Consider the following 17527-nt stretch of genomic DNA (forward strand, 5'->3'; position numbering starts at 1 on the left):
GTCACGCCTTGTGATTGGTACCGGCCGATGGCACGCGGGTGTCGCTGACGACGGCCGCTCTGTCGGCCCACCCGTTCCATTCACCGCGCCCGGCGGACGGTTCCTGTTCGGGATTCAACCGGGAGATCGTCCAGACGCTGCCAAGCAGGAACAGAATGAAAGGTGGCCCGGCATTCAAGCCACCGGCTGAATCGCGATCGTTCTGGGCGGCCCTTGATGTTGGACCGGAGCCACGGGCGGGTAAGCCTCGCACACGGCATCGAACAGATCGCCCAGCGTCCGGCCCAGCAGCGCAATGTAAGGACTACCGGCCTGGGAGAGCAGGCGAACGAAGATGTCGGCCCAAGGCCGGATGTGTTCGCCGAGGAATTCACCGAGCACCGCGCGGTCGACTTCGCTGTCCTGCGCCGCGTCGAGCAACAGCGCAAGGAAGGCAAGCAGCACGCCCACATGATCGAGCGGTCGGCTGGCCGCCGCGAGGATCGGATCGGCCGGTAGCGTGTTCGTGTCGAAGCCGGCGGCGTCGTACCAGGACAGCAGCGCGTCTCCACCATCGAATTTCGGCGTTGGGAAGTGCCAGTAATCGGGGGTTTCCTGCGCCCGGCTCAACACATGCGCGAAGGGAGGCAGGAAGCAGCCCGACTGCGGGATGCACAGAAAGTCGTAGAAGTCCTGGCGGGCCCGGGCAGCATCGAACCGCTCGCCCGACGCAGCTTCCAGCACCGCCAGGGTTCGCGCGTCCGGTGCATTGAGCATCAGATACGAGGCTGCGCTGGCGAGGCGTGCCAGTTCGGCAGAATCAGACATGGGCCGTCTCCTTTTCCAGGCGGGCCTTGGTGTTAAAGAACACCACACTGCCTCCGGTGAGGTCCATCAGCGGCATCTGCCATACGTCGGGATCCAGCCGCATGATGGGATTGAGGTGAATGCCGGCCCGGCGCACCGTATCGCCGAGCACGCGCTTGCCGCCCACCTGGTAGTTGCTGGCGCCATAGCCCCAGTGACCATAGCCGACTTCGAACAGGATAACGCCGGGACGGATGCCTTCGAGCACCACCGCGCGACCGCGGCGCTTGCCTTCGGGGGTGACCACCCAGATCCAGTCGCCATTGGCGATACCCATGTGCCTCGCATCTTCGACTGCCATGTGCACGCCGTTGCCCGGGTTGATCTCGCGCAGCGAGTAGTTCGATACCAGGCGCGAGTGCGACTGCAGTGCGCCCTTCATGGTGATAATGGTCAGCGGCCAGTCTTTCGGGTCGTCGAGCTGGTCGAGATGCTTGCCCAGTGCCGTCGTGGGTTCTACCCAGCGCGTGGTGCCGTGGAAAAACGCGCCGTTCATGCTGTTGCGCGTCGTAGCGGTTTTCTGCGCGTAGAAGTGCAATGGCTTGGTGTACTGGTGTGCGAGCTGATCGCCCCTGCGTGCGCCGGTGTAGGGTTCAAAGCGGCCGCCGCGCACCAGTGCGCCCATGACCTTGGGCCATTCGTCGGGCTTGAGTGAGTCGGCGAACTGCTTGTGGTAATCGTCCAGATCGGTGACCGTGATCTCCAGAGCCGAGGCCTCCGGCACTTCGTCGCCGCCGACACCTTTCGCGTAGGCCAGATTGGCCACGGCCTTCAGATAGAAGTCTTCGCGGCGGTTAAACGCCCAGTATTTGCCGCTTGCATCGGGAATGCCTTTTTCGCCGTAGCCGGGCATGCCGATCCGTTTGGCCACGTCGATGAGGAATTCCTCCAGACAGATGTGGCGGCCGTCGGATGTCCTCGAGGTGAGGCTGACCGCTGGCCAGCGCACGCCGGTGCCTTTGGTCAGGGTGGTCGGAAAGGTATCGATCAGATCGTAGCTTTCCAGGTGCGACACATCCGGAAGGATATAGTCGGCATACATGCTCGAGTCGCCCACTACGATTTCCGACGCGATGATGAGCGGAATGTTTTTGGGGTTTCTGATGGCTTCCAGAAACTCCGGGTTGCCCTGGCCGGGTACGCTGTATAGCGGCGTGGCCTTCTGCCAAAGCAGGATATCCACGCCATAGGGGTAACGCTGGATGGCTGAGGGCAGCGTTTCGCTGTACATCGCGAAACTGAGCGGAAACCATGGCCGCGTGGGTGGATAGGGATTCTTGCCCGCGGCCACCTTGGCCTTGTACTCGCTGGTGTCTTCGTAGTGGAATTTTTCGCGGTTGATGATCACGCCCTTGGCCAGGCCCTCAGCCTCGGGCACGCTTTCGATGTCGTAGCGGCCTTTTTTCACCGGATAGCCACCGCCGCCGGCAGTGAGGCCGCCGGTCCAGTTCATATTGCCCACCAGCAGGTTGAGCAGCAGCACCGCCACGCCGTTGTAATAACCGTTGGGGTGTTTGACCACACCCCGGTACATGGTGCTGGCCACCTGCCGGCCGTGGCTCGTGAACTCCCGCGCCACTTCCACGATGCGTTGCGGCTCGATGCCGCAAATCGCCGCGTACTGTTCGACCGTATGTTCTTCGGCAGCTTCCTTGATCAGGCGGAAGGCCGTTTTCACCATAATGCCGTTGACCTCGCCGGCAAAGTCGAGCTGAGCCGCCTTGACACTCGCGGCTTGCGCGGGTTTGCCGCTGACTGTGTCGACGACAACGCGATCGTCGTCGCCTTGGGCTTGCGGCGTTCCCAGCCCGGCGGGCCCGGCCGTGAGGAAATGCCGTGCCTGCGGATGCGTGGGATCGACGATGACCAGATGCGTGGCATCGGTGTGCGACAGTTCGCCCGCAGTCTGCGCCGCAGCCAACGTCGGACAGGACAGATACGGAGCGTTATAGCGTTGGTTGTCGATGATCCAGCGGATCATCGACATGGCCAGGGCGCCGTCGGTGCCGGGCTTGATCGGCAGCCAGCTCGCCCGGTCGCCCACCACGCCACCGCGGCTCAGCTTGGGGTCGACTACCACGTACTTCAAGCCATCGGGTTTGGAGCGCGCTTCGGCCACGTACTTGCCCTGGGTCTGCATCGGGAAATTGGCGTCGCCTGGCTGCGTGCCCCAGTAGATGATGAATTTGGCCTCGCGTACATCGGGCTGGGTCATGTTGATGCCCGAATACACATGCTGGTGTGCGATATGGTGGCTGAGCTCGCACTCGTTGACATGGTCGAACACGTTGACGCTGCCGAAGGTATGCACGAAACGCTCGGCGAAAGTCATGCGCGTGCCAACCAGGCGCCCGCCCTGGAGCACGAAGCCATTGGTCCGCTGACCGAGTTCCGGGGCTTGGGGGTCGATTGGCTCATGGCGCCTGGCATACAGGCCGCGAAATCCGAGGATCTCCAGATCCTTGCTGGCCGGGTCGTTGGTGTCGGCAAAGATCCTGCCGCCTTCGGTCACTTCGCTGACCAGCGTATCCCAGGAGATCGGCTTCCACTGGCCACTGCCGCGCCGTCCGACGCGCTTGAGCGGCACGAGCACCCGATACGGGTCATACGTGGACTGGATGCCGGTGTTGCCGCGCGCGCACACCGTACCGGGCAGGCGCGCGGTGTCGATCAGCGGCGTGCTGACCGACGTATATTCGCTCAATGTGTTGGGGTGGTAGGGGTTGCCGATGATGCGCTGGATGCGCCCGGTCTTGCGATCAATTTTCACGCGCAGCCCGCATTCGCTGTGGCATTGCAGATCGACGGTGTGGTGCAGGGTCCATTGCGGATTGGGCACCAGCTTGCCTGTGGTGGTGTCGCGCAGCCATTCCGGGGAGTTGGAGTTGCCGTAGACCGGGTGCAGAGCCTTGCGGCCGCGGTTGGTCAGCGGCACCAGATCGATCAGGCGCCGGGAAAACCCGAGCGTTCCTGCGCCCAGACCGGCGATCGCACTCAGGGCAAGAAAACCACGACGTGAGATGTCCACGATGTCAAACCTTTTTCGGAGCGGAGAAGGGGGCCGATTGGGTGTCGCGCGGCATGGCAGCCAGCAGCGCAGCCAGGATGCCCATGAACAGCAGCAGGCTGACCCCGCTGTACCAGAGTTCCTCGAAATTCAGATGGAACGTGTAGTAGCCGGCGCCGCTGCGGTTGATAGCCTCGCCGCCGAGCACGATGCCGATACGCGTGGCGTACGAGCCCCAGGTCACGCCAAGGAAGACCAGCAACTGGCCACCGTAATGGCGCCCGGTAGGCAGGAGCAGCAGCGCAAGCGGAATCAGCAGGCCGATGATGGTCCAGTTCCAGGTAATCCCGGCGCCATAAGGACCTGCGAACAGGTTGGCTGCGCGCTGTTCCTCGACGGATCCGAAGCGTCCAAGCCACCACATCCAGCCATACCAGGTCACCAGACAAACGCCGAGCGCTACCGCTGCGGTTGTGCGATGGCCCGGCTGCGCCTGAGGGCGGGTGGCGCTCACCGCCCACGCCAGCGCCGGAATCACCACCAATTCGGCCAGCGCCGCGACAGCGATGGCACTGGCGAGGAACAGGAGGGCTTCGGCCGGCGAGTTCCAGACCGGGATGCCATGCTCATTCATCAGGAACACGGCGGAATACAGCGGTGCGAACAGGCCAAGCAACACGATGAACATCAGTACCGGCTTGAGCCAACCCGATTCGAAGACGCTGTAATGCCGGCTCCACAGGCTGAAGATATCGGCCAGCTTGCGCCAGATCCCGGAGAGTTTTTCGATCTCGACCCCAAGGCGCGCTCGCGGGATGCACTGGAAGCTCAACCACCACGCCAGCATCATGAACAGTGGCAGCAGGATGATGCCGTACTTGATGATGGCCGTGTCCCAGTTATACCAACCGAGGAAGTAGCCGAAAACGAGCCGGCCGGGCTGGTTCACCTCAGCCAGCACGTTGACGAAACCCGCCAGGATCAGCGCGACCACGAGCGGCATGGTGAAGCGGTGCTCCACCGACCCGGTGCGGCCGCGCCAGGCGTTGATCGCCCAGATCAGCGCGAGTCCACCGGCCACGCCCAGCAGCCAGGAATAGTTGGCGAACAGGATGGAAAACGGCCGGTCGTGGACGACGTTGGACAACTCATGGAGCTGCCGCAGCGGAGGCACGAATTGCGGGGTGGTCAGAGGGTTAGACATGGTTGGCTTCCCTGCTCGTGGATACGTCCCAATCGTGGTCGTTGCGGCCGATGTCCTGCTGCTCGAGCGACCATTGCGTGGGGAGTCCGGGAGGGTTGTTCTGCAACTCGGTAGTGAGCCCGATGTAGAACACACGCGGCTCGTTACCGGTGCCCGGCTTGAGTTGCTGGATGATCCCGCTCAACACCTGTCGGGTCATCGGATCATTGCGGTCGTTGAGGTCGCCGAATTGGCGCGCGCCTCCCACGCAGGTTTCCACGCACGCCGGCAGCAGTCCCTGATCGACCCGCTGCGAACAGAAGGTGCACTTGTCGGCGGTTTTGGTGATGGGGTTGATGAATCGCGCGTCGTACGGGCAGGCATTTACGCAGGCGCCGCAGCCCCAGCATAGGTCGTAGTCGATTTCGACGATGCCGTCCTTGCGCTGCCAGGTGGCACCGGCCGGACAGACCTCGATGCACGAAGGCCGCTCACAATGGTTGCACAGGCGCGGCAAGAAGGCGCGTTTGGTGTCGGGATAAGTGCCCAGTTCCACATCCGGCACCCAGGTGCGAAACACCCCGGTGGGAATGTTGTTCTCGACCTTGCAGGCCACCGTGCAGGCCTGGCATCCGATGCATTTGCGCAGGTCGATCAGCATGCCCCAGCGCTTGCCTTCGAAGCCGTCTCTCGCGAGGTTGCCGTCTTTGACGGTATAGGCAAACACCGAGCGGTCGTGGGCCATTTCGAAGTCGGTGCCGGCTGGGGTGAGCGACGCAGGCGGGTCGCCAAAGGCGTCGTCCCCTGGCTGCCTGGCCTCCTGTGCCAGCGCTGCCGGCAGATCGGCTGCAGCCGCAGCGGCAACCGTTGCTGCAGTGGCGCCGAGCGCCCTGCGGAGAAAGCCGCGCCGGTCGGCTGCAGGAGCGGCTGGCTTGTCGGAGTCGTTCACCTTATGCCTCGCTTCGTCTCGATTGTGGATACCTGTACCCTACGAGCGCACGCAGCATGCGCTCTTGATCTGCATCAATGACGGATAGGGGACAACTGCGACGCTTGCCCGCAACTTCATTGCGCGCGACGGTGTTGTTCACCTGCGGGGTACCTCTGTTCCGCCCGAGCGGGTCGGGGCGATGCGCGTTGCAACCGCGGGCATCCCGGCCACGAAAGCTGTTGAAGACCATACCGGCGCGACGCCGCCGATTCCGGAAATACGGCTTGCCCGCCCCGTCGGCGACTCGTCCGCCGGCCGAGGCGTGGACCAGTCCTTCTTGATACAGATCAATGGCGTTTGGCACAGCGCCCGTTAGTGTATGAGGCATATCCGAATGACCGCGCCTCGCAGGCGCCGTTCAGGGGGCACGAAGCAGCTTCTGGTATGCAACCGACGGCTCGGTCGACGCAAACCGGGCCGGCGCCTATGCAGTGCGCCGGGCCAGGCGGCACAGCGTGAGCCGATTGATCGTCAATGTCATTGGGGCGTCGCCTTCCCGGTGAGGCGTTTCAAACCCTCAGGTGCTTCAAGGCGTTCGGAGTCGCGCGTCTCCAATGCTTGCGATATTGCGCCGCCGGTGCGTCGTGTGAGCCCGAAAGCAGCTCCAGCTCTGCTCAACCCAACCCAGGCGAGAGACCCAACCATGCACCGTTCAGAAACGCAGGACACCCCGGACCCGGAGCTCGCATCGCGTCCGGCTAGCGCCGATCATCTGCACGTTGACGAGCAGCGGCAGGCCGCTACCGCCGACCCGTCGGGCAAGCCGCCCTTCTGGATGTTGCCGACGGGGAATGCTTCGATGGCCGCGTTGACCGAGCAGTGGCTGCGCTTCGCGCGAGGATACCTGCAGCCCGGTGACGGCCCTGCCATGCCGGGCCGTAGCGAGGTACCGCCAACAGTGACAGTGTGCGAAGAGATCGAGCCGCCCACGAGCGGCGACCGTCTGCTGCACGCCGTGATGGGACGGCTTTCGCTGGGCTTGTCTCCTGCGGCGCTTGGCCTTGCCTACGCTGACTGGGCGTTTCATCTCGCGGTCTCGCCCGGGAAATGGCAGCGGCTGGCGGAAAAATCGGTGCGCAAGGCGGTTCGACTTGCGATGTACGCGATGCAGATCGCCTCCGACCCAAGCTGTCCGCGATGCATTGCGCCGCTGCCCCAGGATCAACGCTTTCTCAGCGGCGCCTGGCAGCATTGGCCGTTCAACGTGATCTATCAGGGTTTTCTTCTGAACCAGCAATGGTGGCACAACGCGACGACCGGCCTCGGCGGCGTCTCGGAGCATCACGAACGGGTGGTCTCCTTCATGGCGCGGCAATTGCTCGACATGGCTTCCCCTGTCAATTTCATCGCAACGAATCCAGAGGTTATCGAAGCCACAGTGCGTGAAGGTGGCCAGAACCTCGTGCGGGGCGCCTTCAGCTTTCTCGCGGACTGGGAACGCGCGATGGGCGGGAAGGCCCCGTCAGGGGTGGACGCTTTCCGTCCCGGAGAGAAGGTGGCCTTGACGCCTGGTCAGGTCGTCTATCGCAATCAGCTGATTGAACTGATCCAGTATTCGCCGCAAACGGATCAGGTATACGCTGAGCCCGTGCTGATCGTGCCGGCCTGGATCATGAAGTATTACATCCTCGACCTGTCGCCAGCCAATTCCTTGGTGAGGTATCTGGTCGAGCGCGGTCACACAGTATTCATGATCTCGTGGCACAACCCGAATGCCGAAGACCGCGATCTGGGGATGGACGATTATCTGCGCTCAGGTGTCCTTGATGCGCTCAAAGCGGTGCGCGCGATCGTACCGGATCGCAAGGTCGACGCTGTCGGCTACTGCCTCGGCGGAACGCTGCTGTCGATCGCAGCAGCTTATCTCGCGCGTGAAGATGACGCGGCGCTGAATTCGGTCACGCTGCTTGCCGCCCAGACGGATTTCACTGAAGCGGGGGAGCTGATGCTTTTTATTGACGACAGCCAGATCAACTACCTCGAAGACCTCATGTGGGACCAGGGTTATCTTGACACCAGGCAAATGGCAGGCACCTTCCAGCTATTGCGCTCCAGTGACCTGATCTGGTCACGAATGGTTCACGAATACCTGATGGGACGGCGTGCGCCGATGACTGACCTGATGGCATGGAACGCCGACGCCACACGCATGCCGTACCGCATGCACAGCGAGTATCTGCGGCGCCTCTTTCTGGACAATGACCTGTTCGAGGGGCGCTACAAAGTTGATGACCGGCCAATCGTCCTCTCCGACATTCGTACGCCGATCTTTGCGGTATCTACCGAGAGTGATCACGTGGCGCCATGGCGCTCGGTTTACAAGATCAATCTTGTCAGCGACACGGACGTGACGTATGTCCTGACCAGCGGTGGTCATAACGCAGGGATCGTCAGTGAGCCGGGGCACGGTGGACGCTACTTCCGCATGACCCATCGAGCAGCAGCCGAAAAGTATCTTGATCCACAAACCTGGATCGACGCGACCCCGGTTACCCAAGGTTCATGGTGGCCGGCCTGGGCCGGGTGGCTCGAACAGAAGTCCAGCGAGCGCGTCGCCCCACCGTCGCTGGGGGCCGCGCAGAAAGGGTACCCGGCGCTTGGGCCGGCACCCGGGCGCTATATCCTGGAGCGGTAGGACGGATTCACGGGACAATGCCGCGCTCGCCGGATGGTTCGTCGCCAACGTCGGCGTGAGGATGTACGGTACCGGGCCGCTCGGGCAACGCGACGCAGGCACCTCACCCCGGCAGGATTGCGCCGCATTGCGCCGGGCGTTGACCGGCGGCCAACTGCAGGAAAACACGCATGCATGCACTCGACGGCAAGAAGGGGCTCATCGTCGGCGTCTCCATGACAAGGCTGAGCGCTTCGTGCGGCCGCTGGCAACGGCACTGCAAAGCTCGATCGTGACGCCATGTGACGTCACGGTTCAAGATCAGATATGGGCCAGTCTACAAACGTATCGCGAGAGACTGGGGGCATCTGGATCTTGTTCTGCACTCGACTGCTTACGCTCGCCAGGAGGGTCTGCACGGGTGCATTGTGGATTGCCCGGCCGACGGCTTCGCATTCGCGATACCGGTTTCTGTCCATTCTTTCGTGCGCATGGCTCAGTGATCGACTTTGCCGATAACGACGATATCCAGGCATGCGCCGAGATCAGGAGTGAGGCCGGCACGCTCGCGCGTATAGGGACAGACTTGGGCTCCAGGGCGCGGTTAGCCGCTCTTGACATGAGTCAAGAAGTCCATTGAGCGATCAAGTAACTTGTCTATCAGGGACCGGCATATCGCCGATTGGCCTGCCTGACAGGAGAAGGATCATGCTTACCAGACTCAATCTCAAATCGCTCGGTCTTGGCGTAACGTTCGCGTTGACGCTCGGCTGCTCGACCACGCTCTATGCGCAAGGTACAGACGCTTCCCAGGCGGCTGGCAAAACGCGCGCGGAAGTTCGCGGCGAACTGCAACAACTTGAGGGCGCCGGCTATCGTCCTGGCGGCGAAGGCGAAAATTACCCGGTGGACGTACAGAATGCGCAACGTGCGTTGACTGCCGCGCCGAACGCCGCCGCCACCTCTGTGGGCGGAACGCCTGCGGGCACTAGCGCAGCGGGTGCGCCGGCGCGTCTTGGGAAAACGCGTGATCAGGTCAGACAGGAACTCGATCAAGCTCGCAAGAGCGGCGAGATGGAGCGCATGGACGGCTTTTACGGGGGCGGTGACTAACTTGTCTCGCCATCACCACGTTAATCTGACGGTTTTGAGCGCACGGTTTTTTCTTCGGGTGACTCCCGTAGTGATGAGCAGCATACGTCAAACGTCCTCGGGCAGGGTACACATTATTGACGTGCATCAAGCGGCTACATGCCTGTCACGCGCATGCTGCAGAGAGATTCTGGGGCGAGGTCCGTGATCAGTCAGACGGCGCGCTGCGATCACAGCATGTTGCCAGGTGGCTATAAGGGTGGGCGTGACGCGTCAGGTCCGACAGTGAGCCGACCTCCTGCCGCGCGCACCACTCGCGCCACGCGCACCACTCGCGCCACGCGCACCACTCGCGCCAGTTCAACCTCAATTGGAGACACAGATGATGCCGAACCTGCCCACGACGGCCAACCCGGTCGCATCCCCTTTTTCACAGCCCTGGTTTGCCATTCCCAGGGAGTTGATTTCATGGAATCCATCGGTTAACGAATCGGCCTGTATTGGCTGCGGGACATGCGTGACGACTTGCGGCAGGCACGTTTACAAGTTCGACTTTGAGAACAAGAAGGCGGTCGTCGTAAATCCGACCTATTGTATGGTCGGCTGCACCACGTGTGGCAACCTTTGTCCAGCCCAGGCGATCACCTTTCCCAACCCGAAAGAGGTTCAGGCCGCCCTTGCCCGGCCTGAGGTCCATCAGGCGGTGGAGGACAAACTTCTGGCCAGAGCGGATGAACTTAAGCTCAACGACGCCTTGCCGCATCCTGACAAACAGGTTCACCTGGTCGTAGAAAAGATCGTCGAGTATGGCGACAACATCCGCGTAATTACCCTGCGTGGGGCGAAGTTGCCTGATGACTGCATGTGTCAGTTCGCCGCTGGCGACTACGTTGAAATATGGGCGCCTGGAGCCAAATGGCTGTCTCGCGCTTACTCAATTGGCAATGCACCGCGCGCAGACGGAAGCCTGGAAGTTCAGATTCACAGAGTCCCAGGTGGACGATTCAGCACCTGGGCCTTTGAAAAGGCAGAGGTTGGACAAGTGCTTACCGGGCGGGGTCCAATTGGCCATTTCCGACTGCGTTCAGCACCGGAAACACCCCTGCTATTTGTAGCGCGCGGGACGGGCTTTGCGCCAATAAAGGCCATGATCGAGCAGGTTCTGGCAATTAACGGAAGCCGTGACGTCCAGCTCTTCTGGGGTGTGACGGATACTGCCGACTTTTACGAACTCGATATTGTTGGAGCCTGGATGGCAAGCGCGCCGAATTTCCGGTGCACGCTCACTGCACGTGCGACTCGACCTGGATTCCTTGCCCCGCCACGTATGACTTTTGCGGAGGGGACGGTCTATGATGCTCTCGCGCGGACCACCGACCGTTTAATTGGGCGGGACGTCTATATGGCGGGTCCGACAAAGACGATGCACGAATCGATCCGCACCCTTGCCGCATTGGGCGTTCCACGTGAGCGGATACTGGCGGATTCATACGGTGAATAGCTGCTGCGCGGATTGTATTAGAGAACCTGCGCTCTCTGTGAGGTTAGGGACCGATGATGGCAAAGCCTCATATATCCCTCTCGTATTGCCAGGCGTAGATGCGCTAGCTTGGTTGCCTGTTTCGCGGTGCGATGCTCGCGACCTATTTGCGAATCTCAGCTTTGACCGACGTTTCTGTTGACTCATCGCAGGGACGAAGATCGTCCCTGTCGCGCTGAACTCGCATAGCGTTTTCGCTCTGGTTATCTGCACGCCAAGTCAAGGGTCATATCCAGACCCTGTTGTTTGGGTATTTTGGTATTTGATGCCAGAACTTCCCAACAGCGGAACGATGCGAAATTTTTTGCAGGAGTTAGCCGTTCCGCGCGACTCACAGGGCCGATTGGTGGGATCAGCTACGCGTATTCCCGGCCGTCTACCTCGTCGGCTAGAAGAAAACGAGGAATAGGTGCAGGAGGCGATCGCACATTTGCCACTCGCGATGATGCTCACCGTCGTCCTTGTGCCGTCGAAGCTTTTTATGGCCCGAAGGTGAAGGTGGATTCCGTGATCTTGTTGGCCGATGCCGGTCACAATTCGAGTAACGTCGATGGCCTGGTGCTGGCCTGCGGTGCCTGGCAGCTTAGTTGCGTTCTGACCGCCCGCCGTATTCACCAGCATGCCTTCCGCCTTCTTCAACGCGCTGCTATGGTTGGTGCCACGGCTTCGCTAGCCAGGGGAGTGGCGGATCGGTCTGGATCACCCGGGCTCCGTGACCGCCCCACGATTATGAAAGGCGCGGACATTGGCATCGCCGTCGAGACGGCCACCGCGCTGCTGTTCATGCGTGATCGCGAGGTCAACTGCAACATTCGCGGCGCATTCGTGCAACACATCAACCGGCAGATGCACGACCTGGCACGGCGGGCTGCGCAACCAGTTCTTCTGCTCACCGATGACCTCTTGTGCCCGATGACATGGGGTCATCGGGTGGAACACGGTTCTTTAGATATGCGTCGAGCCCGTCGCCGTGACTTGTTCCACAAAGTTGAACCATCGGTGAGGATGCCGTGATCCATCCATTCGATGGCGTAATCGCCAATCTGAAATGCGGAGTCTGCCGCCGATGGGTGGTTACCATTGCGCTGACGCTGCTCTTCGCCGGCTGCCCGTCGGTTCGATTCGCCGTGCCGCGAGCGCCGTCGTATGCTTTCGACCAGCCGCTTCTGACGGTGCTGGGGAAAAGCTACCTGCCACAACTGGCGGCCACGCCGGGCCAATCGGGCTTTTACCTGCTGGTCACCGGGCAGGACGCCTTCGCTGCGCGCGCCGCTCTTGCAGAATCATCGCAACGCACGCTCGATCTGCAGTACTACATCGTCAAACAGGACACGACTGCCACGATGCTGCTGTACGCCGCACTGCGGGCCGCAGAGCGCGGTGTGCGTGTGCGCCTGCTGATCGATGACATGAATGCCGTCGATCACGAGTCGGATCTGGCGATCCTCGCCCAGCACCCCAATGTGGAGGTGAGACTGTTCAATACCTTTGCGCTGCGCGGCGGCTTCGGCCTGTCGCGCGCGCTTGAGTTGCTCGGCGACAGTGATCGTTTGAACCGACGCATGCACAACAAACTATGGATTGCCGACGGCGCGGTTGCGGTGATCGGCGGGCGCAATCTGGGGGACGCGTATTTCAACGCGGCGCCGGAGCGAGACTTTGGCGACCTCGATGTGCTGGCTGCCGGGCCCGTCGTGAGTGAGGTATCCAGCAGTTTCGACCAATTCTGGAACAGCGAATGGGCGCTGCCGATCGAATCGATCACCGGTCCTCCGAAGATGAACGCCGGCTTGGAGCAGGCATGGAGCGAGATGGCCGAGCGCGCGAACCGGTTCCGGGAAGGCGACTATGTTCGCTCGCTGCGCGAGAAAGCATTCGGTCGCCTTGTGCGAGCGGGGACGGTTCCCTTGATCACGGCACCCGCGGAGGCTCTCTACAACGTGCCAGGCCTTCAACGTACTGACGCTGCTGAAACGAAGGGGCCGATCTTTTCGGTGTTGCACCAATCCGTCGAGAACGCCCAGAAGGAAGTAATCATGGTGACACCCTACCTGGTGCCTGGCGAACGCGGATTACAGGTGCTATGCGGGATTGCCCGCCGCGGGGTACGGGTGCGCATCCTCACCAATTCGCTGGTGTCCACCGACGTTCCGGTGGTGCACGCGGGTTACGCGCGTTATCGCCCTCGCATGCTGGCTTGTGGCGTGGAATTGTATGAGCTGCGACCCAGCGGAGCCGATACCAGGCCAGCACGCACGGGGCTGTCTTCTGGCGCGAGTCTGCACACCAAAGCAATCGTGGTCGACGGCAAGGATGTGTTCCTCGGGTCGATGAATCTCGACCCCCGATCCAAGCACCTGAATACAGAGGTGGCGCTGAGAATCGAGAGCCGAGAATTAGGAAAACAACTGACAGCCCTGTTCGACGACGCTACCGCTCCGGACGAGGCGTTCCGCGTTGAACTCGATGAAGCCGGCAATGCGAATGCATCGCTGCATTGGGACTGCATCGAGAACGATCGCCCCGTGCGTTATCGCCACGAGCCGTTAGCCGGCGAATGGCGTCGCTGGATGACTCGTCTGGTGGGGGCGCTGGTGCCGGAAGCGTTGCTGTAGACGATCCGAAGCTGAAGGCGAGGCCAGGTTAGATGGCGTCGCCGTGGGTATCGTGGCGGTGTCTGGACGTCGCCGCTTCCTGTATCGCAGTGGCACTGTCCGGCGCGGTAGTTGAGTTCGCCCCGGTCACCACTACGGTGTCGCATCGTGACATAACACTTTTCACCACCATGCCGATGGCCGGGAAAGCCAGGCGACTTTCGGCAGATGGCGAAAGGGCGATGGCAGTCGGTGGAGAAATCGTCAGTGGCCAGTCCTTGTTAACATTGTCCGCCAGGATACGACGTCGACTACTGCCGTCGATCTGTGGCTGCAGTTGCAGCCGACGAGGCCGACGATACATCGGGTCAGGCTGATATCGGACTGCAAGAAAACCAGGCACATCAACATGGCTGTGAGGCTCAAATGACCACATCACCCAATGCCTGTGCGCAGCGTGCGTGGCACCAGTATCGATCCGAGATCCAGGGGTATCTGACCCACCGTCTCGGGGACCCCGCTTTGGCCGAAGACGTGCTGCAGAATGTTTTTTTGAAGGCCATGCAGCAGGGTGGCGCATTTTGCACACTCGACAATCCGCGCGCCTGGCTGTTCCAGGTTGCGCGCAACGCACTGGTCGACCACAGCCGTCTGCGCAAGAACGCGGTACCGCTACCCGACGATCTGATTGAAGATCGCGACGACATTGCGCCGGTCGATGCCCTGACCGATTGTCTTGATCGCGTGCTTACGGAACTGTCCGATGAAGACCGCGAGATCATCCAGCGCTGCGATCTGGAAGGCATGAAACTCCAGGCATTCGCCGACGCGCATCATCTCAGTCTGCCGGGCGCGAAATCCCGCGTCCAGCGGGCACGACAACGGATGCGCGACGTTTTGACGCGCAACTGCCAGGTCCGTTTTGATGAGGGCGGTCGGGTTTGCTGTCATGTGCCACGCGAACCGAAATGAACGCGACATCGTTTCTTCCCGAGGGCTGCATCCTTTTCGGCGCCCATTCGTCTCCTGTAAGAAGCCATCGATCTGGAGCACTGGAATGAATCCCGTTTTTTCCGCAAAGCGTCGCCATGTTCTTGCCGCGGCGCCTGCTGCCGGCGCTGCCCTGGTTGCCGGCAGCGCTCTTGCAGGCACTGGTGCGGTCCAGTTCGTCCATGATGGCACAGTCAAGGGGCCGGTGACTTTTTACGCGGAGCTTCGCGTGATGCCCCAGATCAAGGCTGGATTCGATGCCGCCATGCAGAATTTCGTAGAGCGTGTGCGCGTCCAGCCCGGCTTTCTCAATGCGGCCCTCAAGCAGATGAGCGGCGAATCGACCATGGTCAAGAACTATCCAGAGTCCTCCAAGGGGGCGCTGGCCACGGCGTATCTGGACGGGCTGCAGGCGCGCACCTTGCCATTGTTCTACAGCCTGTTTGCACGATTTGCCAGCCTGGGGGAATTGCGGGCCGCCGGAATTGATACGACGTTTGACCAGTTTCTTTTGCCCCACCTGCATCCGGTCTCAGCCAGGGACGGGAGAACCACTCCAGGCTCCGCGCCGATGGCCGTTTATCGCCGCATATTCGAAACGCGGGTAGCCGGCGATCGCGACGGTATTTACCACAGCCGCGATGCGCTGCTGCATTTCCTTCGGCGCCCCGTACATGCCGCGCCTGGCGAGTGGGTGACAGTCGCCAATCACGTGTTTGTTGCGGAGAAACGCGTGCCTGAGTTTGATGACCGGATTGGACCGCTGCTGGAGGTCGCTCAACAAACCTGCCAGCCCGAGGGTGAGGCCGGTGGATCCGGCATGCCGGGCAGCCGCGACAACCGCTTCTATCGCAAGGCGGTGAGCACGGAGATCCTCCGGGAAATCCGGCCCGATGGGGCGCTACGCGCCTATCTCATGCACGGTATCTGGGAGTCGGTGTGGGATCACGAAAATTCGCATCTTGACGCGCGCTTCAGGGCCGCAGCGGCGCCGGTCGGCGCGATGGTGGAAGTTGGTCCAGTGGAACCCTTCTACCTCACCCGGCTCAGTGTGAGCCCGGTTTGAAGCCAGGAAGATGTGCTCTGGAGAATATGGCATGACTACGCAAACGCAAACCTCGAACATCCCTGCTGGAAAAGGGCACCGACCAGCCTGGCGGGCGTGGCTGGTGCCGATCCTGTTCATCCTGGCCTGGTGCCTGCTGTACAGCGTCCTCGAACCGGCAACGGGAGCGGTGATGCACCTGCTGCCCATGGCGTCCGACTCACGTCTGTATGGCGCAACGAGCTTCTTCCTGTTTGAAGTGCCCAAGGTGCTGATGCTGCTAACGCTGATCGTTTTCGTTGTTGGCGTACTCCAGAGTTTCTTCACCCCGCAGAAGACCCGCGCGATTCTGGCAGGCAAACGTCAGACGCTGGGCAGTGTTCTGGCAGCCGCACTCGGTATCGTCACGCCCTTTTGTTCCTGCTCGGCGGTGCCGATGTTCATCGGTTTTCTGACCGCTGGCGTTCCGCTCGGCGTCACCTTTTCGTTTCTGGTGTCGGCACCGATGGTCAATGAGGTTGCACTCGCCCTGCTGCTCGGCATGTTCGGCTGGAAGATCGCCGCGTTGTATCTCGGCCTGGGCCTGGCAATCGCCATCGTCGCCGGACTTGTCATCGGGCGTATGAATCCGGTGCAACTGGTCGAGCCCTGGGTATTCGACATGCCTGCCGTCAATGCTGACGAGGCCGGACTCGACTGGGCACTGCGCTTCGCACAAGGCTGGAAGCATGTGCGGGAGATCGTCGTGAAAGTGGCTCCCTACATTGTTGCGGGTGTGGGTGTGGGGGCATGGATCCACGGTTACGTGCCCGAGAACTTCATGGCGAGTCTGATGGGAAAGAGCGCCTGGTGGTCCGTACCGCTGGCGGTACTGATCGGGGTGCCGATGTATTCCAATGCCGCCGGGATCATTCCCGTGGTACAGGCGCTGCTTGGCAAAGGCGCGGCGCTTGGCACGACGCTCGCGTTCATGATGTCGGTGACCGCGCTGTCGTTACCTGAGTTCATGATACTGAAGAAGGTGATGCAACCCAGGCTGATCGCCCTGTTCGCCGCCGTGGTGGCGATCGGCATCGTTCTGGTTGGCTACGTTTTCAATCTTGTGATGTAGCCGCAATTTTATCCACAGGAGAAATGATATGAACGTCCCCCACCCGTAAGTCCGGTGGGGAAGTGAAGGAAGGGTGGATCCTCACGGGCCGACGGCATCAGAGTGCCCAAGGTGGGAGATCATGGCGATTTCCCAAGGCAAACCGGAGGATCCAAAGTGAACTGCTGCCTGCATCGGAATCGTGCCCAGGCAGACAGGAACGGGCGGGAAGGTCCAGTTGGGCAGTATCAGCAAAAGGGGCGACACGTATTTGCGCACGTTGCTGATTCACGGTGCCCGCAGCGTGCTGACACACGCGAAGGAGCCTGGTCCGTGGGTCGAACAGATCAGCAAGCGCCGGCCACCGAATGTGGTGACCGTGGCGCTCGCCAACAAGATGGCCCGGACGATCTGGGCGGTGCTGGCCCATGACCGGCCGTATGAAAAAGGGCATGTGAGTGTCAAGTCGGTTTGAGCGATTTGCACTCCATAGAGATTAACTTTTAACACAGGATGATACGTCGAAAGGTTGCGG

14 protein-coding genes and 1 pseudogene are annotated in these 17527 nt (G+C 61.4%); 10 read left to right on the forward strand and 5 right to left on the reverse strand.

The features are described 5' to 3' along the window. Nucleotides 1-174: 174 nt before the first annotated feature. From AC57B6_RS09420 to AC57B6_RS09435, 4 genes are read right to left on the reverse strand one after another with little or no spacing between them, the layout of a single operon-like run. Nucleotides 175-807 carry a molecular chaperone TorD family protein gene (locus AC57B6_RS09420; protein WP_496421077.1) on the reverse strand — a complete coding sequence of 211 codons (633 nt, stop codon included), beginning with the start codon at nt 805-807 and terminating at the stop codon, nt 175-177. Next, a complete protein-coding gene (locus tag AC57B6_RS09425) occupies nt 800-3874 on the reverse strand; it encodes a molybdopterin-dependent oxidoreductase (protein WP_496421078.1) in 3075 nt (1024 codons plus the stop codon). The genes AC57B6_RS09420 and AC57B6_RS09425 overlap by 8 nt, the downstream gene beginning before the upstream one ends. Nucleotides 3875-3878: 4 nt before the next feature. Beyond that, nucleotides 3879-5057, reverse strand: a complete 1179-nt coding sequence (locus AC57B6_RS09430) for a hypothetical protein (protein ID WP_496421079.1) — start codon at nt 5055-5057, stop codon at nt 3879-3881. Beyond that, nucleotides 5050-5985 (reverse strand): 4Fe-4S dicluster domain-containing protein, encoded by a 936-nt coding sequence (locus AC57B6_RS09435; RefSeq protein WP_496421080.1) that lies wholly within the window; start codon nt 5983-5985, stop codon nt 5050-5052. The genes AC57B6_RS09430 and AC57B6_RS09435 overlap by 8 nt, the downstream gene beginning before the upstream one ends. 910 nt (nt 5986-6895) lie before the next feature. On the opposite strand from AC57B6_RS09435, the gene AC57B6_RS09440 reads away from it, so the two are divergent. From AC57B6_RS09440 to AC57B6_RS09465, 6 genes are all read left to right on the forward strand, one after another. Then, nucleotides 6896-8662 carry a PHA/PHB synthase family protein gene (locus AC57B6_RS09440; RefSeq protein WP_496421294.1) on the forward strand — a complete coding sequence of 589 codons (1767 nt, stop codon included), beginning with the start codon at nt 6896-6898 and terminating at the stop codon, nt 8660-8662. A 281-nt stretch (nt 8663-8943) separates the two neighbouring features. After that, a complete protein-coding gene (locus tag AC57B6_RS09445) occupies nt 8944-9144 on the forward strand; it encodes an SDR family oxidoreductase (protein ID WP_496421081.1) in 201 nt (66 codons plus the stop codon). A gap of 205 nt (nt 9145-9349) precedes the next feature. Next, the gene (locus AC57B6_RS09450) at nt 9350-9754 is read left to right on the forward strand and encodes a DUF4148 domain-containing protein (protein WP_496421082.1); all 405 of its coding nucleotides are present in this window, start codon (nt 9350-9352) and stop codon (nt 9752-9754) included. A 361-nt stretch (nt 9755-10115) separates the two neighbouring features. Continuing rightward, nucleotides 10116-11234, forward strand: coding sequence for an FAD-binding oxidoreductase (locus tag AC57B6_RS09455; RefSeq protein ID WP_496421083.1), 1119 nt, complete (start codon nt 10116-10118; stop codon nt 11232-11234). Nucleotides 11235-11771: 537 nt separating this feature from the next. Then, nucleotides 11772-12287, forward strand: a complete 516-nt coding sequence (locus AC57B6_RS09460) for a hypothetical protein (RefSeq protein ID WP_496421084.1) — start codon at nt 11772-11774, stop codon at nt 12285-12287. Beyond that, entirely contained in the window at nt 12284-13888 is a 1605-nt protein-coding gene (locus AC57B6_RS09465; protein ID WP_496421085.1) for a phospholipase D family protein, read from the forward strand. Before AC57B6_RS09460 ends, AC57B6_RS09465 begins: the two co-directional genes overlap by 4 nt. 28 nt (nt 13889-13916) lie before the next feature. Here AC57B6_RS09465 and AC57B6_RS09470 read toward each other — a convergent pair whose 3' ends face one another. Beyond that, complete coding sequence (locus tag AC57B6_RS09470) at nt 13917-14303, reverse strand: hypothetical protein (RefSeq protein ID WP_496421086.1); 387 nt, start codon at nt 14301-14303, stop codon at nt 13917-13919. Here AC57B6_RS09470 and AC57B6_RS09475 point away from each other — a divergent pair. The 4 genes and pseudogenes from AC57B6_RS09475 to AC57B6_RS09490 all read left to right on the forward strand — a co-directional run. Beyond that, nucleotides 14294-14839 (forward strand): sigma-70 family RNA polymerase sigma factor, encoded by a 546-nt coding sequence (locus tag AC57B6_RS09475; RefSeq protein WP_496421087.1) that lies wholly within the window; start codon nt 14294-14296, stop codon nt 14837-14839. The genes AC57B6_RS09470 and AC57B6_RS09475 overlap by 10 nt on opposite strands. An 85-nt stretch (nt 14840-14924) precedes the next feature. Continuing rightward, nucleotides 14925-15923 (forward strand): hypothetical protein, encoded by a 999-nt coding sequence (locus AC57B6_RS09480; RefSeq protein WP_496421088.1) that lies wholly within the window; start codon nt 14925-14927, stop codon nt 15921-15923. Between the two features lie 103 nt (nt 15924-16026). Next, nucleotides 16027-17013: a permease gene (locus AC57B6_RS09485; protein ID WP_496421089.1), complete on the forward strand. Its 987-nt coding sequence runs from the start codon at nt 16027-16029 to the stop codon at nt 17011-17013. 163 nt (nt 17014-17176) lie between these two features. Then, nucleotides 17177-17467: pseudogene (locus AC57B6_RS09490) on the forward strand (transposase); the annotation flags it as partial. Nucleotides 17468-17527: the final 60 nt, after the last annotated feature.

This window comes from Paraburkholderia sp. BGA-UO-ETr-F12, from assembly GCF_059567945.1.

Coding starts and splice junctions, on each gene's coding strand:
- AC57B6_RS09420 (WP_496421077.1), bottom strand. CDS start 807: ATGTCTGATTCTGCCGAACTGGCACGCCTCGCCAGCGCAGCCTCGTAT.
- AC57B6_RS09430 (WP_496421079.1), bottom strand. CDS start 5,057: ATGTCTAACCCTCTGACCACCCCGCAATTCGTGCCTCCGCTGCGGCAG.
- AC57B6_RS09440 (WP_496421294.1), top strand. CDS start 6,896: ATGCCGGGCCGTAGCGAGGTACCGCCAACAGTGACAGTGTGCGAAGAG.
- AC57B6_RS09450 (WP_496421082.1), top strand. CDS start 9,350: ATGCTTACCAGACTCAATCTCAAATCGCTCGGTCTTGGCGTAACGTTC.
- AC57B6_RS09455 (WP_496421083.1), top strand. CDS start 10,116: ATGATGCCGAACCTGCCCACGACGGCCAACCCGGTCGCATCCCCTTTT.
- AC57B6_RS09475 (WP_496421087.1), top strand. CDS start 14,294: ATGACCACATCACCCAATGCCTGTGCGCAGCGTGCGTGGCACCAGTAT.
- AC57B6_RS09470 (WP_496421086.1), bottom strand. CDS start 14,303: ATGTGGTCATTTGAGCCTCACAGCCATGTTGATGTGCCTGGTTTTCTT.
- AC57B6_RS09480 (WP_496421088.1), top strand. CDS start 14,925: ATGAATCCCGTTTTTTCCGCAAAGCGTCGCCATGTTCTTGCCGCGGCG.